Source organism: Geobacillus uzenensis (assembly GCF_002217665.1).
Lineage (GTDB): Bacteria > Bacillota > Bacilli > Bacillales > Anoxybacillaceae > Geobacillus > Geobacillus subterraneus.
This window is the reverse complement of the sequence record NZ_NEWL01000002.1, coordinates 251,179-270,217: the sequence shown is the minus strand read 5'-3', so window position 1 is coordinate 270,217 and position 19,039 is coordinate 251,179. Positions and strand designations below refer to the sequence as shown.

Annotated in this window: 14 protein-coding genes, 1 pseudogene and 1 other annotated feature; of the genes and pseudogenes, 2 read left to right on the top strand and 13 right to left on the bottom strand. The window is 55.1% G+C overall.

Annotated features, from left to right (window positions below):
- Positions 1–28: 28 nt before the first annotated feature.
- Positions 29–1,336 (bottom strand): bifunctional folylpolyglutamate synthase/dihydrofolate synthase, encoded by a 1,308-nt coding sequence (locus B9L21_RS02805; protein WP_063165114.1) that lies wholly within the window; start codon positions 1,334–1,336, stop codon positions 29–31.
- 133 nt (positions 1,337–1,469) lie between these two features.
- Complete coding sequence (locus tag B9L21_RS02800; RefSeq protein WP_413229264.1) at positions 1,470–4,130, bottom strand: valine--tRNA ligase; 2,661 nt, start codon at positions 4,128–4,130, stop codon at positions 1,470–1,472.
- A 69-nt stretch (positions 4,131–4,199) separates the two neighbouring features.
- Positions 4,200–4,558, bottom strand: a binding site (T-box leader).
- Positions 4,559–4,699: 141 nt separating this feature from the next.
- Here B9L21_RS02800 and B9L21_RS02795 point away from each other — a divergent pair.
- Positions 4,700–4,888 carry a hypothetical protein gene (locus B9L21_RS02795; protein WP_008881097.1) on the top strand — a complete coding sequence of 63 codons (189 nt, stop codon included), beginning with the start codon at positions 4,700–4,702 and terminating at the stop codon, positions 4,886–4,888.
- Here B9L21_RS02795 and ysxE read toward each other — a convergent pair.
- The 8 genes and pseudogenes from ysxE to hemA form a co-directional block, all read right to left on the bottom strand.
- Complete coding sequence (gene ysxE / locus B9L21_RS02790; RefSeq protein WP_063165112.1) at positions 4,885–5,916, bottom strand: spore coat protein YsxE; 1,032 nt, start codon at positions 5,914–5,916, stop codon at positions 4,885–4,887. The two genes, B9L21_RS02795 and ysxE, sit on opposite strands and share 4 nt — an antisense overlap.
- 43 nt (positions 5,917–5,959) lie before the next feature.
- On the bottom strand, positions 5,960–7,024 hold the full coding sequence (spoVID, locus tag B9L21_RS02785; RefSeq protein WP_063165111.1) for a stage VI sporulation protein D: 1,065 nt from the start codon (positions 7,022–7,024) through the stop codon (positions 5,960–5,962).
- A 119-nt stretch (positions 7,025–7,143) separates the two neighbouring features.
- Positions 7,144–8,433 (bottom strand): glutamate-1-semialdehyde 2,1-aminomutase, encoded by a 1,290-nt coding sequence (gene hemL / locus B9L21_RS02780; RefSeq protein ID WP_063165110.1) that lies wholly within the window; start codon positions 8,431–8,433, stop codon positions 7,144–7,146.
- 15 nt (positions 8,434–8,448) lie between these two features.
- Positions 8,449–9,423 carry a porphobilinogen synthase gene (gene hemB, locus B9L21_RS17865; protein ID WP_063167291.1) on the bottom strand — a complete coding sequence of 325 codons (975 nt, stop codon included), beginning with the start codon at positions 9,421–9,423 and terminating at the stop codon, positions 8,449–8,451.
- 51 nt (positions 9,424–9,474) lie between these two features.
- Positions 9,475–10,194: pseudogene (locus B9L21_RS17860) on the bottom strand (uroporphyrinogen-III synthase); the annotation flags it as partial.
- On the bottom strand, positions 10,194–11,123 hold the full coding sequence (gene hemC, locus B9L21_RS02770) for a hydroxymethylbilane synthase (protein ID WP_063165109.1): 930 nt from the start codon (positions 11,121–11,123) through the stop codon (positions 10,194–10,196). The gene hemC and the pseudogene B9L21_RS17860, both read right to left, overlap by 1 nt.
- Positions 11,124–11,138: 15 nt before the next feature.
- The gene (gene ccsA / locus B9L21_RS02765) at positions 11,139–11,957 is read right to left on the bottom strand and encodes a cytochrome c biogenesis protein (protein WP_063165108.1); all 819 of its coding nucleotides are present in this window, start codon (positions 11,955–11,957) and stop codon (positions 11,139–11,141) included.
- 10 nt (positions 11,958–11,967) lie between these two features.
- Positions 11,968–13,335 carry a glutamyl-tRNA reductase gene (hemA, locus tag B9L21_RS02760; protein ID WP_063165107.1) on the bottom strand — a complete coding sequence of 456 codons (1,368 nt, stop codon included), beginning with the start codon at positions 13,333–13,335 and terminating at the stop codon, positions 11,968–11,970.
- A gap of 164 nt (positions 13,336–13,499) precedes the next feature.
- Between hemA and B9L21_RS02755 the strand changes: the two genes are divergently transcribed.
- Complete coding sequence (locus B9L21_RS02755) at positions 13,500–13,985, top strand: hypothetical protein (protein WP_063165106.1); 486 nt, start codon at positions 13,500–13,502, stop codon at positions 13,983–13,985.
- 76 nt (positions 13,986–14,061) lie between these two features.
- On the opposite strand, the gene yihA is transcribed toward B9L21_RS02755, so the two are convergent.
- From yihA to lonB, 3 genes are all read right to left on the bottom strand, one after another.
- Positions 14,062–14,649: a ribosome biogenesis GTP-binding protein YihA/YsxC gene (gene yihA / locus B9L21_RS02750; RefSeq protein WP_063165105.1), complete on the bottom strand. Its 588-nt coding sequence runs from the start codon at positions 14,647–14,649 to the stop codon at positions 14,062–14,064.
- The gene (gene lon / locus B9L21_RS02745; protein WP_063165104.1) at positions 14,646–16,988 is read right to left on the bottom strand and encodes an endopeptidase La; all 2,343 of its coding nucleotides are present in this window, start codon (positions 16,986–16,988) and stop codon (positions 14,646–14,648) included. Before lon ends, yihA begins: the two co-directional genes overlap by 4 nt.
- Positions 16,989–17,242: 254 nt before the next feature.
- Positions 17,243–18,919: an ATP-dependent protease LonB gene (gene lonB / locus B9L21_RS02740; RefSeq protein WP_063165103.1), complete on the bottom strand. Its 1,677-nt coding sequence runs from the start codon at positions 18,917–18,919 to the stop codon at positions 17,243–17,245.
- Between the last annotated feature and the right edge of the window lie 120 nt (positions 18,920–19,039).

Sequence of the window (19,039 nt, the reverse complement as noted above, 5' to 3'; positions counted from 1 at the left end):
TATCTTTCTTCCATTATACCAATCCTTTTCATCGCTTGGCATTATTTTTTAACCGTTTTCGCACTTCGGACAGAAAATAAAGCGATCCGGTGACAAGCAGCAGCCCATCGTCCCCTATTTGTTTTTTCTTCTCACGGATCCAGCCGGCCCAATCACTTACGGCCGCCTTCTGCGGATGGGAAGAAAGGGCTGTTAATGCTTCTGCTTGGGCGGCGCGCGGAAAATCAAACGTCGTAAACGTGATCGTCTCAGCCAGCTCGTCAAGCGGCCGGATCATTCGTTCAAGCGGCTTGTCGGTCAGCGCGGCGAACAAGACATGGACGCGCTTGTCGGGATAATGAGCGCGCACCGTCTCGACAAGGGCGCGAATGCCCGCTTCGTTATGGGCGCCGTCGAGAATGATGAGCGGTTTGCCGCTCACCCGCTCAAACCGGCCGGGCCAAGCAGCAGTGGCCAGCCCATCGGCGATATGCTCCGGCTCGATTAAAAACGAATAGCCAAGGCGCAACAATTCTGCCGCCATCACCGCCACCGCCGCATTGTCGACTTGATGGGCGCCGGGCATTTGAATGCGCAAATCGCGGTATTCGGCAAACGGCGTGGCGAGGGAAAACTGCTCTCCTTCGGCGATCGTTTTCCAGTCTGTTACAGTAAAATCAACGCCGAGACGATATGTTTTCGCCTTCCGCTCCGCCGCCGTTTTGGCGATCACTTCCCACGCCTCCGGTTCCTTCACCGCCGTCACAAGCGGCACGCCCGATTTGATGATTCCGGCTTTCTCCACGGCGATTTGCCCAAGCGTATCGCCTAAAATGTTCATATGATCGTAGCTGACGTTTGTAATGACAGAAACGAGCGGATAAATGATGTTAGTTGAGTCCAAGCGGCCGCCGAGCCCGACTTCAATGAGCACGATGTCTTGAATCTGTTGTTTGCCGAAGTAATAAAGCATCATGGCGGTGATCACTTCAAATTCGGTCGGTCCGCCAAGTTCTGTTCGTTCGAGTTCGTCCGCAAGCGGTTGAATGACTCGCACCAGCTCCACGATTTCTTCATCGCGAATCGGTTCACCGTTGACGCTGATCCGTTCGTTAAACTGCTCGACATACGGCGAAGTGAACGTGCCGACGGAATACCCGGCCGCCTGCAAAATCGAGCGCAAATACGCCACCGTCGACCCTTTGCCGTTCGTTCCGCCGATATGGACAGCGCGGACGCGGCGCTCTGGATGGCCGAGCTTTTCCATCATCCATTCCATCCGTTTTAGTCCCGGCTTCATGCCAAGCCGCAGCCGCCCGTGAATCCAAGCGACGGCTTCCTCATATGTGCGGATCATATTCACGACTCCTCCCTTGAGAAGATCTAGATCGAAAGGCTGGCGATGGGCCGAACGGCTTCCGCCAGCGAAAAAGACGAACCCGCATGATAGCGGATTCGTCTTCATCATAATCAACCAAACAATCGTTTGTCTACCGTTTCAACTCAGCGAGGCGCGCTTTCACCGCTTCTCGCTTTTCGATGTAATCTTGCCGCTTGCGCCGCTCTTCTTCGACGACATGGGCCGGCGCTTTCGCTAAAAAGCCTTCGTTGGCCAGTTTCTTTTCGACGCGCTCGACTTCGTTGTTCCACTTGTCGAGCTCTTTTTCGAGCCGCTTGATTTCCTCTTCAATATTGATCAGCCCTTCAAGCGGCAAAATGAGCTCCGCCCCGGTGACGACGGCAGTCATCGCTTTTTCCGGAGCCGGAACATCCATGTCAATGACCAATTCGCTCGGGTTGCAGAACCGTTCCAAATAAGCGCGGTTTTTCAAAAGCGCTTCCCGCACGTGTTCGTCTTTTGTCTTAATGTAGAGCGCAATCGGCTTGCTCGGCGGCGTGTTCACTTCAGCGCGGATGTTTCGGACCGCACGGATGATGTCCACAAGCATCCGCATCTCTTCGGCCGCTTCTTCGTTCGACAGCTCCGGGCGCACTTGCGGCCACGGGGCGACCGTAATCGACTCTCCTTTATGCGGCAAGTTTTGCCAAATTTCCTCGGTAATGAACGGCATGAACGGGTGAAGCAGGCGCATCGTATTGTCAAGCACATACGCCAACACGGAACGGGTCGTCTTTTTCGCCGCCTCGTCGTCGCCATAGAGCGGCAGTTTGGCCATTTCGATATACCAGTCGCATAAGTCGTCCCAAATAAAGTTGTACAGCGTGCGCCCGACTTCGCCAAATTCATATTTTTCGGCGAGCTTCGTCACCGTGTCGATCGTTTCATTGAGGCGCGTCAAAATCCAATGGTCGGCGACCGTTTTTTCGCCGCTTAAATCGAGCTCCTCATACGTCATGCCGCCCATGTTCATCAACGCAAAGCGCGACGCGTTCCAAATTTTATTGGCAAAGTTCCATGTCGCTTCGACTTTTTCCGTGCTGAAGCGCAAATCTTGCCCCGGCGAGCTGCCGGTCGCCAAGAAATAGCGGAGTGCATCGGCGCCGTACTGGTCGATGACATCCATCGGGTCAACCCCGTTGCCGAGCGACTTGCTCATTTTCCGTCCTTGGGCGTCGCGGACGAGACCGTGGATCAACACGTCTTTAAACGGCCGCTTTCCGGTGAACTCAAGCCCTTGGAAAATCATGCGCGACACCCAGAAGAAAATGATGTCATAGCCGGTGACTAGCACATCGGTCGGGTAGTAGCGCTTGTAGTCCGGCGAGTCGGTATCCGGCCAGCCCATTGTCGAGAACGGCCAAAGCGCCGAGCTGAACCACGTATCAAGCACGTCGGGGTCTTGCTCCCAATTTTCAATGTCTTTTGGCGGCTCGTGGTCGACGTAAATGTCCCCCGTCTCTTTATGGTACCACGCCGGAATCCGGTGCCCCCACCAAAGCTGGCGCGAAATGCACCAGTCGCGGATGTTCTCCAGCCAGTGCAAGTACGTTTTCTCAAACCGCTCCGGCACGAACTGCACTTTTCCGTCGGTTTGTTGCAGCTTGATCGCCGCTTCGGCGAGCGGCTTCATTTTCACGAACCATTGCGTCGACAAATACGGTTCAACGACCGCGCCGCTCCGTTCGCTATGGCCGACGGAGTGGACGTGTTCCTCAATTTTAAAGAGGACGCCTTGCTCTTGCAAGTCGCGGACGATTTGCTTCCGGCATTCAAACCGGTCAAGCCCTTGATATTGCAAGGCATTTTCGTTCATCGTGCCATCTTCGTTCATGACGAGAATGCGCGGCAAGTTGTGGCGGTTGCCGACTTCAAAGTCGTTCGGGTCGTGCGCCGGCGTAATTTTCACCGCCCCGGAGCCGAATTCCATATCGACATACTCATCGGCGATAATCGGGATTTCGCGGCCGACAATCGGCAGTTTGACCATTTTGCCGATCAAATGCTTGTACCGCTCGTCATCCGGATGCACCGCCACCGCCGTATCGCCGAGCATCGTCTCCGGCCGGGTCGTCGCCACCTCGATGTAGCCGGAACCGTCGGCAAGCGGATAACGCAAATGGTATAAAGCGCCTTTCACTTCTTTATAAATGACTTCAATATCCGACAGCGCCGTTTTCGTAACCGGGTCCCAGTTGATAATGTACTCGCCGCGGTAAATGAGCCCTTTCCGGTAAAGCGAGACGAACACTTCACGCACCGCTTTGGACAGCCCTTCATCCAGCGTAAACCGCTCGCGCGTATAATCGAGGCCAAGCCCTAATTTTGCCCATTGGCTGCGAATATGGCCGGCGTACTCTTCTTTCCACTTCCACGTTTCTTCCAAAAATTTCTCCCGGCCTAAATCGTAGCGCGACAGCCCTTGGCTGCGCAATTTTTCCTCCACTTTCGCCTGGGTGGCGATGCCGGCATGGTCCATGCCCGGAAGCCAAAGAACGTCATAGCCTTGCATCCGCTTCATGCGCGTAATGATGTCTTGCAGCGTCGTATCCCATGCATGCCCCAAATGCAGTTTGCCGGTGACGTTCGGCGGCGGAATGACGATCGTAAACGGTTGTTTGTCCGGATCGCCGGTCGCTTCAAAAAACTTGCCTTTCAACCACCAGTCATAGCGCCCCGCCTCAACGGCGCGATGGTCGTATTTTGGCGGCATCGACACTTCATGCTGTGCCACTTTTGTTCCCTCCTTCATGTGATCGACAATGGCTGTTGCCTACGGAGTGCATCATCCGATTGGCAAGCAAAAAAGCCCCTTTCATCCAAAAAGGACGAAAGGAGCTGCTTTCGCGGTACCACCTTTTTTCTTAAGCCTAGAGGATAGCAAAACCGTATCGTTCAAGCACCGGGCGATGTTCCATCCGAAGCGGCCGCAACGTTCCCCGACTTTGGGAAACGGCGTCTTTCAACCACATTCTCCATTCAACCACCCGCCCTCTAGGGCTTAAGCGCTTCATTGGCATAACGGCATCACGCCGGCTTCCCCTACTCGGCAGTTTCGCCTTTCAGCGAAGCAGCTCAAGGGCGACCTTCCAGCAACCGCCATCCTAGGAAATCTCGCAGCTTTTGATTTCCCTCTCTGCAGGCGCGGACTGCTGTACTCCTCCCTGTCTTCGCTTTTTTTCGTCATTATTCGATTATTATACTACCATTGTCCATCATCTTTGCCAAGTTTTTATTTATTTATTCCACTCGCCCCGGTTTGGTGACAAATGATCGTTCTTTTCATATTGTATAGTAAACCAGAGAAGGAGGGAAATGCCGATGCGGCGATTCAACCCGTATTCGTGGCCGCCGTGGCTGAGGCAAGTGCGCGCCGTCTGTGCCCAAGTGATCATTCCGCTCACCATTTTTCAAGCCATTCGCACCATTTTTTTGCCGACGACGTTCGATGTCATTTTATTAGCCATCTTTGTTTTGATTGCTGTGGCGCTCCATTTGGAATGGATTTAACCGCTGCCGTCCCCTTCGGCTGTCGCTTCATGATCGGCCGCCTCTTCTTGCTGCCGCGCGGCGTCGCGTTGGACAAGATGCATCACGATCGCTTCCATGTTTTTAAAGGCAAAATAACAGCGCTGCAAGGCGGCGACATAGTCCCGCTCGTTCCGTTCCGTTCGCGGAGCGGCTTCATACTGTTCGAGGCAGCGGACAAACCCGCGCGGCTCGGCCAAATGGCTGTATAAAAACGCCCGCTCCCCGTTGGATAACGGCAATTCCTTTTCGTATTCATCGATTCCCCCCATCCACTCGGGACCGAGCGGCGGAAGCGTTCGGACATGCACGCGAAGCGCGGCAATCAAATCGTATACCGGCGAATTCCAGTGCGCCCGCTCCCAGCTGATCCAATACGGCGCCACGTAATGGGAAAGGCGCGCTTTTCCGTGCACCCAAGCGATGCGCCATTGTTTCGTTTCTTCGAGCGCCTCCTCCCACGCAGTCAGCTGTTCCTCGGCAAACAAATAGGCGCGCATCACCTCATGAAAATACGTGCAGCACTGCAGCTGAAACGGTGACATGTACCAAGCGGTTTCATACCGCTCAATCCGCTCTTCCCAAATCGCCCGCTCCTGCTGCCATTCCTCTTTTTTTTGCTTTCGATACGCGGCGATCTCCTCCTCGCTCGCCTCGACGGTGCGGGCGGTAGCGCGATGGAGCCGGGCCAGCCCACGAAAAAAAGCGCGCACCGTTTCTTCTTTTGCTTTCGTTTCTCCCTCCTGCCATGCTTGCAAATAATAAAGGCGGCTTCCCTCCGCAGCAAACGGCGATCGTTGCCGCGTCCAATAAAACGGAGGGCAATGGCGGCCGTAATAGTGAAGCGAGTGCCAGATGGCGGCCGCCTCTTGTTCACCGTCGAGCGGTTTTAAGGCAAAAACACCGCGGTCGGTATACACTTTTGCCGCTTTGCCCCGCTGTTCGATGCGCTGCGGCTGAATCCCATACTGATGAAGCACGGCGCGGCACGTTTCAGAACGTATGGCCATCATTACGCCCCCTCGCCGGCAAAAGAAACGGAAAGCGTTCCTTTCATGAGAAAGGACGGCTTCCCGCCAAGGCCGGAATATATAACAGCTGCCCTTCGTGCACGTCATCCGGGCTTTCCAGATCGTTGGCGCGCAGCAGCTGCGAGACGGTCACATCATACCGTTCAGCAATCTTGTCCAACGAATCTCCTTGCTGGACGATGCAAATTTTGACCGTTGTAAACTCTTCCGCTTCACTTTTGGCAAACAGCTTCGTCAAATAAAGGGCGTTTTCGCTTTTCACTTCCGCTTGTTGTTCTTCCTCGTCCTCTTCACTCACCGCTTTTTTAGCGGCCCCGATCGATACTTTCGCCTCCGTTGGCGGCAACACGGAATCAATCTCCTCTTCCCCTTCCGCGTTGACGGCTTTCGTTTCCGTCTCAAGCGGCAAAAACGGCTCTTTTACATCCTCTGTTTCATTAGACAGCGTTTCTTCATGACGCACAGCCGCTGGCTCAACGGTGGAAGGCGGCGCTTCACTGACTGCGGCGACAGGCTGTTCGCCCGCCTCACTAGCGGGTTGGTTCTCCGATGTAAACGCTTCATCGTCGGCTGCCTCTTTGCGGGCGATTGACTCAAACGGGGCAAACAACGGCTCTTCATCTTCATCATCGTTCGGCAAATCATCGACGAGCGGCGATTCACTGATCCCGCTGATCGAGATGTCGGCGGTCACGAGCAGCCGTCCGTTGTCGCTTAAATCATAGTCGAACGATTCCACCGTCACGTACACATCTTCAAGTTCACGAATGCGGTTTTTCGGGATTGTAATATCGATCGGAAAACGGTGTGACAGTTCGCTAATGCCGTCCTCACGCACCGAAATGTGCTGAATGAATCGATAGCTCGCCAACTCAAACGCATCATCGTCGACGTCCGCCTGCTGCGGTTCGTCCGCTTGGCGGAATTCTCCGCTTAACTCGAGCGCACCGCGAATCGTAATATATTGGTCGTACTCGTCGACGGAAATGATCGGGTCAAGAGAAATAGACAAAAACTCGGCGACTTCCTGTCCGCTTTTAAACCAGACTGACTCTTCCAATGAAAAACGCAAATACGATTGCTCCAACCGGACTTCCTCCTTCCGTCCCCTCGGCAAATAGTTTCTATGACATTATCCATTGTATGAACGGAAAAGAGGCGGTATGATAAAAAAATCGGGCTGGCCGTGGCGGCAGCCCGTTTCCTCTAGCCGCGCAGGCGGGCAAATGCCCGTTCGGCAGCGGCGATCGTATATTCAATGTCTTCATCGCTATGCGCGGTCGACAAAAACAGCCCTTCAAATTGCGACGGCGGCAAGAAAACGCCTTCGTTCGCCATCTCCCGGTAATAGGCGGCAAACAGCTCCAAATCGGACGTTTTGGCCGTCTCGTAATTGATGACCGGCTCGTTTGTGAAGAAAAAGCCAATCATCGATCCAGCGCGGTTGATAGTGTGAGGAATTTCGTATTTTTCGGCGGCTTGGTGCAGCCCTTCTTCAAGGCGCGCCGCTTTGCGGCTGAATTCTTCATACGTTTCCGGCGTCAGTTGACGGAGCGTTTCGTAGCCAGCCGTCATGGCGAGCGGGTTGCCAGACAGCGTGCCGGCTTGGTACACTGGGCCGCTCGGCGCGACAAGCTCCATGATCTCGGCTTTGCCCCCGTACGCTCCGACTGGCAAGCCGCCGCCGATCACTTTGCCAAGGCACGTCAAATCCGGCTCAACGCCGTAATATCCTTGGGCGCAATGGTAGTCGACGCGGAAGCCGGTCATCACCTCGTCAAAAATCAATAGGGCGCCGTATTGTTTGGTCACGTCGCGCAGCCCTTCCAAAAAGCCAGGGACGGGCGGCACGACTCCCATATTGCCGGCCACCGGCTCGACGATGACCGCCGCGATGTCTTCGCCAAACCGCTCAAATGCATAGCGGACGCTGTCTAAATCGTTGTACGGGACGGTGATTGTGTGCTGGGCGACCGATTCCGGCACGCCTGGGCTGTCCGGCAGCCCGAGCGTCGCCACGCCGGAGCCGGCTTTAATGAGCAATGAATCGCCATGCCCGTGGTAGCTGCCTTCAAACTTGATGATTTTGTTGCGCTTCGTGTAGCCGCGCGCCAAGCGGAGGGCGCTCATCGTCGCTTCCGTTCCCGAATTGACCATGCGCACGATCTCGACGGACGGCACCCGCTCGATGACGAGCCTAGCCAGCTCGTTCTCAAGCAGCGTCGGAGCGCCGAAGCTCGTCCCTTGTTCGGCCACCCGTTTTAACGCTTCGACGACTTGGGGATCAGCGTGCCCTAAAATGAGCGGTCCCCACGACAACACATAGTCGATATATTCGTTGCCGTCAATATCGTAAATTTTCGCACCTTGGCCGCGCGCCATAAAAATCGGCGTCATCCCGACCGACTTGAATGCGCGCACCGGGCTGTTTACACCGCCCGGCATTAATGTCACCGCTTCTTGATAAGCCGCTTTCGATCGTTCATAGCTTCGCACGATTCCGCCCCCTCTCTAGTCAGCCATCCAGTGGGCCGCATCTTTCGCAAAATATGTGATGATCAAATCCGCGCCAGCCCGCTTCATTCCGGTCAACATCTCCATCACGACTGTTTTTTCATCAATCCAGCCGTTTTGCGCCGCCGCTTTCACCATCGAATACTCGCCGCTCACGTTATAGGCGACAAGCGGAAGCGGAAACCGGTTTTTGATGTCACGAATAATGTCCATGTAGGCGAGCGCCGGTTTGACCATCAGGAAATCGGCGCCTTCTTTGATGTCGGATTCGGCCTCCCGAAACGCCTCAAGGCGATTGGCCGGATCCATTTGGTACGTTTTCCGGTCGCCGAATTGCGGCGCGCTGTCCGCGGCATCGCGGAACGGGCCGTAAAACGCCGAGGCGTACTTAATGGCATATGACATGATTGGCACGTTCTCAAATCCGGCTTCGTCAAGCCCGTGGCGAATAGCGGCGACAAACCCGTCCATCATATTCGACGGCGCAATGATATCAGCGCCGGCTTGCGCCTGGCTGACCGCCGTTTTGGCGAGCAGCTCAAGCGACGGGTCATTCAGCACTTGTTCGTTTTCCACCACGCCGCAATGGCCGTGGCTTGTATATTCGCATAAACACGTATCGGCAATAACAACCATCTCCGGGCGTTGGGCTTTAATCTGGCGGATCGCCCGCTGGACGATCCCGGTCTCGCAATACGCCTGCGAACCGACTTCATCTTTTTCGTCCGGCACGCCAAACACCATGACCGCCCGGATGCCAAGCCCGGCGATTTCATCGATTTCTTCCGTCAAACGATCAAGCGATAAATGGTACACCCCGGGCATCGATGGCACTTCGCGGCGAATGCCGCTTCCTTCGACGACAAACAGCGGATAAATTAGATCATCAACGCGGAGATGCGTCTCGCGCACCATCGCCCGAATGGCGGCCGTTTGCCGCAGGCGGCGATGGCGGTCAAATGACAATGGCATTGATCGTCCCTCCATGGAAAAATATTGTTCCATCGCTTTCATTATACCATCCGTCGTGTAATCAGTTGGACAAATATGTACGGTGATTCCTTCCTGCTCCGCCGCCTTTTTTGTCACCGGCCCGATGCAGGCGACAGCGACGCCGGAAAGAAGCGCAACCGCTTCTCCGCCAAGAAGGCGGGCAAGACTATGGACCGCCGATGGGCTCATCAACGTAACCGCATCCAGTTTCCGTTCGCGCAGCAGCGCCAACAATGGTTCTCGACGGCTTAGGTCTGGCACCGTTTGATAGACCGTAAACTCATCGACCGCGGCGCCTACCTTCCTCAACGCCTCAGGCAGCGTTGGGCTTGCCAAATCGCCTTTGACAAACAGCACCCGCTCGCCTTGTTTTACGCGCGGTGCAAGCATGGCGGCGAGCCGTTCAGCGGTGAAATCATCCGGCACGAGCGCCGGTGAAACGCCGTAATCAGCGAGCGCGGCCGCCGTCTTCCGTCCGACGACGGCGACATTCGGCAGCGGCCGCGGCAACGAAACGTGCGGAAAAAAGAAGCGAACCGCGTTCACGCTCGTCAAGACGAGCCAGCGGTATTCCCCGAGCCGTTCGGCGAGCGCGGCGATGGCTTCCGGCGCAGCCGCCGGGCGGATGGTGATGAGCGGGATTTCGATCGGCACCGCACCAACGGCGCGCAGCTTGGCGGAAAACGATGCCGCCTGCTTTTTGTCACGGGTGACAAGTACCGTCTTGCCGGCCAGGGCGCGATTGGCCATCAGTCGCCCATCTCCTTTTTCACCCGCTCGATCAGCGCCTTTGCCCCTTGTTCGCTCAAGATGGCAGCCGCCTGTCGGCCGACCGCCTCCGGATCGACGCCAGTGACGATTTCTTTGTACATTTCTTTGCCATCCGGGGAGGCGACAAGTGCGGTCAGACGCACCGTCCCCTCCTTCACTTCCGCATAGCCGGCAATCGGCACTTGGCATCCCCCTTCCATCTGTTGCAAAAAGGCGCGTTCCGCCCTTACCGCCCGTTCCGTCTGTTCATCGTTCAGACGGCTCAGCCACTCGCGCAGCTCGCGGTCATCTTCGCGGCACTCGACGGCAAGCGCCCCTTGGCCGACCGCCGGAACACATACATCCGTTGATAAGTAGTCGCTGATGACATCATCGCTCCAGCCCATGCGCGCCAAACCGGCGGCCGCCAGCACGATGGCGTCGTAATCTTCGTTTTCTAGCTTCGCTAGTCTTGTATCAATGTTCCCGCGGATCCATTTGATCGTCACATCCGGGCGATAGGCGAGCAGCTGCGCCGAACGGCGCAGGCTGCTCGTGCCGACGACCGCCCCGCGCGGCAGATCGGAAAGCGACAGATTTCCTTTGCTGACGAGCACATCGCGCGCATCCTCACGCCGCGGGACCGAGCCGATCACCAATCCGCTTGGCAGCACCGCCGGCATGTCTTTCATGCTGTGGACCGCCATATCGATGCCGCCGGTCAGCATTTCATGCTCAATTTCTTTGACAAACAGTCCTTTGCCGCCTACTTTGGAGAGCGTGACATCGAGCACGCGGTCTCCTTTCGTGACGATTTCTTTCACCTCAAACGTAAACGGCGCCCCGAGCCGCTTCAATTCGTTGATGACCCAGTTCGTCTGGGTCAAGGCGAGCTTGCTGCGCCGCGAGCCGACGATAATGTTTCGCATTTCGTTCCTCCTCAATTACGCATACCAAAAATGAAATTTTGATAAACTGTCAAACAAGAAAAAGTTGACAAGCAAAAATAAAAACGAACCGATATTCCATAACGCGATCGCCTTTCCTTGCATCTGCCGGACGACCCGTTTGTAAAAATAGACGCCATAAACGAGAAGAACGACAAACGATCCGAGCACTTTGGCGTCATACCAGTGAAAATGATCAATTTGAATGTACGCCCAAATCACACCAAGAATCAATCCTAATAACAACATAGGCAAACCGAGCAAATTTAAAACGTGCGATAAAAAATCGAGCTTCGACAAATCAGCCATCCGCCAAAGGCGCGCGCCCCACTTTTTCTTTTTCAGCAAACTGTACTGCAGCACGTACAGCACCGAGAACAGAAAGGACAGCGTAAACGCTGCGTATGCCCCAAGGGCAAGGGTAATGTGGATGATCAGCAGCTCGGAGACGAGCCGTTCGGCGACAGCCGGCGACTGCGAGGACGGCACGAACGTATGAATGGCCAAAATAAAAAAGGCGAGCACGTTCGTAAAAAAGACGATGAAATCGACGCGCAACAGCCGGTTGATGACGAGCGACAGCGTGATCAGCAGCCAAGCGTAAAAATAAAGCCCTTCCGACATCGTTAAAATCGGAAAGCGCTTTGTTTCCACGATGCGGAAGGCGAACGTCAATGTTTGCAGCAGCCACACGGCAGAAAGCAACCAGAAGGCGGTTTCATTCGCCTTCCGGTTTTGCTGCAAAAAATCGATAAAATAGAAAAGAATCGAAGCAATGTAGAGCAAAATAGACAGTTCATACAACGGCGCCACCATTCATCCCACCTTACAGCTGCCATGATGGGCGGGCGGCGCGGGCCGCTTCCGCCTGTTGCTCATCCCGCAACTGCCCTTCCGCCTGCTGCGCGTTCCGTTGCTCTGCTTTCACCGCATCTTCGATATTAAAAATTTTCATAAACAGCTGAAGCGCTTCGTCGGCGTTCGGACCGACGGCAAGCTCCTTCGCCTGCAAAATCGGGTCGCGGAGCAGCTGGTTAATAATGCTTTTCGTATGTTTGTTCAGCACTTTCCGATCGCGCTCCGACAAATGGGGCAGCTTCCGTTCCAAGCTTTTCATCGTTTCCGCCTGAATGGCGAGCGCTTTTTCGCGCAGCGCTGCGATGACCGGCACGACGCCGAGCGTCTGCAGCCATTGGCCAAACGCTGCCAGTTCCGTTTCAATCATCGTCTCGATGCGGGCGGCAGCCTTTTGCCGTTCGGCCAAATTCGCGGCGACGACGTCTTGCAAGTCGTCAATGTCATACAAAAAGACCGTTTCCAGTTCGGCGAGCGCCGGGTCTAAATCGCGCGGAACGGCGATGTCGACCATAAACAGCGGGCGGCCTTTCCGCATTTTCTCAAGCGGCGCCATCATCTCTTTCGTTAACATATAGCCTTTCGCACCCGTCGAGCTGATGACGATATCCGCTTCGAGCAACGCGCACGACAATTCGCTGAGCGGTTTCGCCTCGCCAGAAAATTGCGCCGCGAGCTGCTTCGCTTTGTCAAGCGTCCGGTTGACGACGGTCACTTTGCCGACACCGTTGCCGTACAAGTTTTGGGCTGCCAGCGTTCCCATTTTCCCGGCACCGATAATGAGGACATGTTTGCCGTTGAGATGGCCGAAAATTTTCTTGGCCAATTCGACAGCCGCATAGCTGACCGACACGGCATGCGCGCCGATCCCGGTTTCCGAATGGGCGCGTTTGGCGAACGTCACCGCCTGTTTAAACAGGTGGTTAAAAATCGTGCCGCTCGTTCCAAGCTCTTGAGCGAGCAAATAACTGTGTTTCACTTGTCCTAAAATTTGCGTTTCTCCGAGCACCATCGAATCGAGGCCGGCAGCTACGCGGAACAAATGTCCCGCAGCCGCCTCCCCTTCAAAGACAAGCAAATACGGGGCGATCGCTTCCGCTTCCATCCCGAACCAGTCGGCTAAAAACGCTTTTATATAGTAACGGCCGGTATGCAGTTGATCGACGACCGCGTAAATTTCCGTCCGGTTGCACGTTGACACGATGACGTTTTCGAGGATGCTTTTTTGCTTAGCGAGCTTTGTCATCGCCTCGCCGAGCTCCGCCTCGCCAAACGCCAACTTTTCCCGAATTTCTATAGGGGCGGTTTTATAATTGACGCCAACCACGATGATCTGCACGGTGCAATCCCCCCTTCTTAGCCAAATCCCTTCTATTATTATAACATAGACGTCCATCGTTCCGGTTTGAAAAAATTGTGAACATCGATCGCGAGCTATGATAAACTGTATACAGTGATCATTCTACCATAAACATGTCTAAATGGGAAACGGGGGACACGATCGTGAAAAACAGAACCGCTTTCTCCGGCATCTTGTTTATCGGCCTCGGGTTGTACTTTCTCGCCGGGCAAATGGCGATTCCGTTGCTCCGCTTCCTCCAAGGGTGGCCGGCTTTGCTCGCCATTTGCGGCGCCGCCTTGCTCGGGCAGGCGTATTCGGCGCGCGAGTACCATTATGTCTTCCCCGGCTTTCTTTTGTTCGGCTTCGGCGTCGAGCTGTTGCTTGCGAACGCCTTTCCGTCCTGGCCCCATGGCGCAAACATGTTTTTTTTCATCATCGCGCTCTCCTTTTTCGCCAGCAGCCGCAAACAAAAAAGCGGCGCCGGCTTCGGCGCATTTTTTTTGCTTCTCGCCGTTGTGCTGACGTTCTCCGGCCGCGGCCAGCCGCTGTTTCACCTCGTCCAAACCGGCCTTTCTTCCGTCTGGAAGTTTTGGCCGCTCGGGCTCATCGTCCTCGGCATTTACGTACTATGGGCCAAACGGAGGTAGCCGGAAACGAAAAGAAGGTGTCTCGAGCGATCGGGACACCTTTTCCACCGCTGCCATATATGCCGATTTCGTTTTGTCACTCGGTCAAAAACGGCAAGAGCGCCGCCCACGCTTCCGCTTTTCCTTGCCCAGTCTCGGCGGAAAACAAAATGAGCAAGTCCCCGGCCGCCAACCCCAGCGTTTCACGCGCGATTTTCGCATGGCTTTGCTGCTTGCCGCGCGGCACTTTATCCGCTTTCGTTGCAATGACAATGACGGGAATCTCGTAATGTTTGAAAAACTCATACATCATGACATCGTCTTTTGTCGGCGGGTGGCGCAAATCGACAAGCAACAGCGCCGCTTTGAGCGTCTCGCGCGTCGTAAAATACGTCTCCATCATTTTTCCCCATTTTTGCCGCTCCTGCTTGGACACGCGGGCAAACCCGTAGCCAGGCACGTCGACAAAGTAAAACGAATCGTTAATCAAATAAAAGTTCAACGTCTGTGTTTTGCCTGGCTTTGATGAGGTGCGCGCCAAGTTTTTTCGATTGATCATTTTGTTGATAAATGACGATTTGCCGACGTTTGAGCGGCCGGCGAGCGCCACTTCCGGCCGCCCGCCGTCCGGATATTGCTCCGGTTTGACAGCGCTGATCACGAGTTCCGCTTTCGTCACGTTCACCGTTTCCACCCCACAAGCGCATGCGGCAGCACCTCATCGAGATGGGAGACGAGCACAAAACGCAAATCGCGCGTTACCGTGTCTGGAATGTCAGCCAAGTCTTTCTCATTGTCTTTCGGCAAAATGACCGTTTTCAGTCCGGCACGGTGGGCGCTTAACGTTTTCTCTTTTAAGCCGCCGATCGGAAGCACGCGGCCGCGCAGCGTAATTTCGCCGGTCATGCCAACAAAGCGGCTCACCGGCTTGCCCGTCAGCGCGGAAATGAGTGCGGTGGCGATCGTAATGCCTGCAGACGGCCCGTCTTTTGGCACGGCGCCTTCCGGAACGTGAATATGGATGTCGTACGTTTCGTGAAATTTCGGGTCGATGCCGAGCTCCTCGGCGCGCGAACGCACGTAGCTGAACGCCGCCTGCGCTGATTCTTTCATCACATCGCCGAGCTTGCCGGTCAAAACGAGCTTGCCGTTTCCTTTCGCGAGCGACACTTCGATGGCGAGCGTATCGCCGCCAAACGCCGTGTACGCAAGCCCGGTCGCCACCCCAATTTGGTCCTCCGCTTCCGCCTGACCATAACGATATTTTCGCTTCCCTAAAAACTCTTCGACATTATTTTCCGTAACTACCACCCGCTTTTTCTCGCCGGAGACGATGAGGCGGGCCGCTTTCCGGCAAATGGCAGCCAGCTGCCGCTCAAGCTCCCGCACGCCGGCTTCACGCGTGTAATGGCGGATGATGGCCAACATCGCATCATCACGAACTTGGAGCGCCGCCTTTTTTAGTCCGTGCTCAGCCAGCTGCTTCGGCAGCAAATGCCGTTTGGCGATATGCAGCTTTTCCACTTCCGTATAGCCCGGAATGTGAATGACTTCCATCCGATCCAAAAGCGGCTGCGGAATTGTCGCCAAATTGTTGGCGGTGGCGATAAACATCACTTTCGATAAATCGTACGGCTCTTCGATATAATGGTCGCTGAACGTATGGTTTTGTTCCGGGTCAAGCACCTCAAGCATGGCCGCAGACGGGTCGCCGCGGAAGTCGCTTGACATTTTGTCGATTTCATCGAGCAAAAAGACCGGATTGATCGTGCCTGCTTTTTTCATTCCTTGAATGATGCGGCCCGGCATCGCCCCGACATACGTGCGGCGATGGCCGCGAATTTCCGATTCATCGCGCACGCCGCCGAGCGACATGCGCACGAAACGGCGGCCGAGCGCTTTGGCGATCGAGCGGGCAAGCGACGTTTTTCCGACCCCCGGCGGTCCGGCGAGGCAAAGAATCGGTCCTTTTAACGATTGGGTCAGCTGCTGCACCGACAAAAACTCGAGCACCCGCTCTTTCACCTTATCGAGCCCGTAATGCTCTTCGTTTAAAATCGCCTCCGCTCGTTTAATGTCGTGAATGTCTTCCGTTTCTTTCGACCACGGCAAAGCGATGAGCCAATCTAAGTAGTTGCGGATGACCGCGCTTTCGGCCGATGTCGCCGGAATTTTTTCATAGCGGTCAAGCTCCTTGAGCGCCGTTTCTTTCACGTGTTCGGGCATGCCGGCCGCTTCGATTTTCTCTTTGAGCGTCTCGACTTCACCCGTTTTTCCTTCTTTTTCGCCGAGCTCTTTTTGAATGGCTTTCATTTGCTCGCGCAAATAATACTCTTTTTGCGTCCGCTCCATCGACTGTTTGACGCGGGCGCTAATTTTTTTCTCAAGCTGGAGCACTTCTTTCTCGTTGTGCAAAATTTGAATAATTTGATTCAGCCGTTCCTTGACGTCGATCGTTTCTAAAATGCGCTGTTTTTCTTCGAGCTTGAGCGGCAAATGCGAGGCGATAATATCGGCCATCCGCCCCGGCTCATCAATGTCGACGATCGAAGCGTAAATGTCAGCCGACAACCGCTTGGACAAGTTTATGTACTGCTCGAAATATTCGAGCATCGTCCGTTTGAGCGCCTCGTCTTCTAGATCTTTCGCCGCCCGGTCGGCAAACTTTTCGACCTTGACAGAAAAATACGGCTCCTCGCTGACGACTTCGGTGATCAGCGCCCGGGCGATGCCTTCGACAAGCACGCGGAACGTGCCGTTCGGCAGTTTCAACAGCTGCTTGACGCGCGCGATCGTCCCCATTCTATATAAGTCGTCCATGTCCGGTTCGTCGACGGCGACATCTTTTTGCGACGTCAGCAAAATCATATGGTCCTCGACCATCGCCTGTTCGAGCGCTTTCACCGATTTCTCGCGCCCGACGTCCAAGTGGAGCACCATCGTCGGAAACACAAGCAGCCCCCGCAGCGGCAAAAGCGGGACCGCCGTCTCCTTTTTCTTTCCGTTCACGCCGAACACCTCCATATCTCGCTTCTATTCGTTTATTGTATAGTACGACGGCCGGATTTGTAAAATTTGACGAACGCCAAAAGGGGCGGCCGTTGTTTACGGGCAAAGAAAAACCGACTCCGGCGATCATCCGCTTGCGCCGAAGCCGTGTGCTGACAACTGGTCAACCTATCGATTCCGCCCCTTCGCCAGCTGCATACGAAACGGTGTGCCCCGCAGCCGCCCGAGGCAGGCGGACGCACGTCTCCCGTCCATCGCCCATCCTTGGCTTATACGAGCTTTTTCCCCGAGCGATCGGCGGCAGCAGCCGGCAAAAATGCGGTTCCCCGACGGAGCGCTTCTTCGCCGAACACATGGACGAGCGCTTCCTCGAGGCGGCGGACGGCGATAATTTGAATGCCGCTCACTTCCCGCAACAGCGATTGCATGTTCTCAATCGGGATAATGACTTTTTTCGCTCCGGCTTGCTTGGCTGCTTTGATTTTGGCAAACACACCGCCGACTGGCTTGACATAGCCGCGGATGCTGATTTCGCCGGTCATCGCGACAGTATGATCGACCGGCAGCTGGTAAATGGCTGAATAAATGCCAACCGCGATCGCCACCCCAGCCGAGGGGCCGTCAACCGGCACCCCGCCCGGAAAGTTGACATGAATATCGTAGCGATCCGCCGGCACGCCCATCGCGCGCAGCACGGTAATGACATTTTCCGCTGAGCCGCGCGCCATACTTTTGCGGCGCACCGATTTTTCCGGACTGCCGATGCTTTCTTCCTCGACAATGCCGGTCACATTGATGGATCCTTTTCCTTTCGCCGGCAGGGCGGTCACTTCGATTTCGAGAAGCGCGCCGGTGTTCGGCCCGTACACCGCCAAGCCGTTCACAACGCCGACAGCCGGAGCGGAAGCGATTTTCTTTTCGTAGCGCGGGGCCATTTGGCTTGAGTGAATGACCCATTCGATATCCTTATCTAAAATTTTCTCCCGATTTTCCGTAATGGCGAGGCCGGCGGCGATCTGCATCATGTTGACTGCTTCCCGCCCGTTGCGCGCGTAGGCGGCAAGGAGGCGAATGCCGCTTTCGGAGACGTTCAGGCGGATTTTTTCCGCCGCTTTTTTAGCGATCAAGGCGATTTCGTCTTGATCCAATTCACGGAAAAACACTTCTAAACAACGGGAACGAATGGCCGGAGGAATCTCGTTTGGCGTTCGCGTCGTCGCCCCGACAAGGCGGAAATCGGCCGGCAGTCCGTTTTGGAAAATGTCGTGAATATGGCTTGGAATTTGCGGGTTTTCTTTGCTGTAATAGGCGCTTTCAAAAAACACTTTCCGATCCTCAAGCACTTTGAGCAGCTTGTTCATTTGAATCGGATGGAGTTCGCCAATTTCATCAATAAACAAAACGCCGCCATGGGCGTTCGTCACCGCCCCTTGCTTCGGCTGAGGAATGCCGGCCTGTCCCATCGCCCCGGCCCCTTGATAGATCGGGTCATGCACCGAGCCGATGAGCGGATCGGCGATGCCGCGCTCGTCAAAGCGCGCCGTCGTCGCGTCAAGCTCAACGAATACAGCATTTTTGTTAAACGGGGAGAGCGGGTTTTTTTTCGCTTCTTCCAACACAAGCCGGGCTGCAGCCGTCTTGCCGACGCCGGGCGGTCCGTAAATGATGACATGTTGCGGGTTCGGCCCGCACAGCGCCGCTTTGAGCGCCTTGATCCCATCTTCCTGGCCGACGATATCGTCAAAACGTTTCGGCCGCACTTTTTCCGCGAGCGGCTCGGTCAGCGAAATGGAGCGCAGCTTGCGGAGCTGCTCCATCTCTTTGCGCGATTCTTTATCGATGGATACTTTTTGCACGCGCTGTCCTTTGAGCAAATTCCAAAAATAAAGGCCGATGATGACCCCGAAAAACAACTGAATCACAAGCACGATATTCGTCCAATCCATGCCCCGATATCCTCCTGCCTTCAAGTAGTATGTAGTATGATAGTATCTCCGCGAACCGGCGGGAATAAACAAAAAAAGCGCCGCCTGGCGCTTCGGGCATGCCGTCAAAAAAAGAAACCG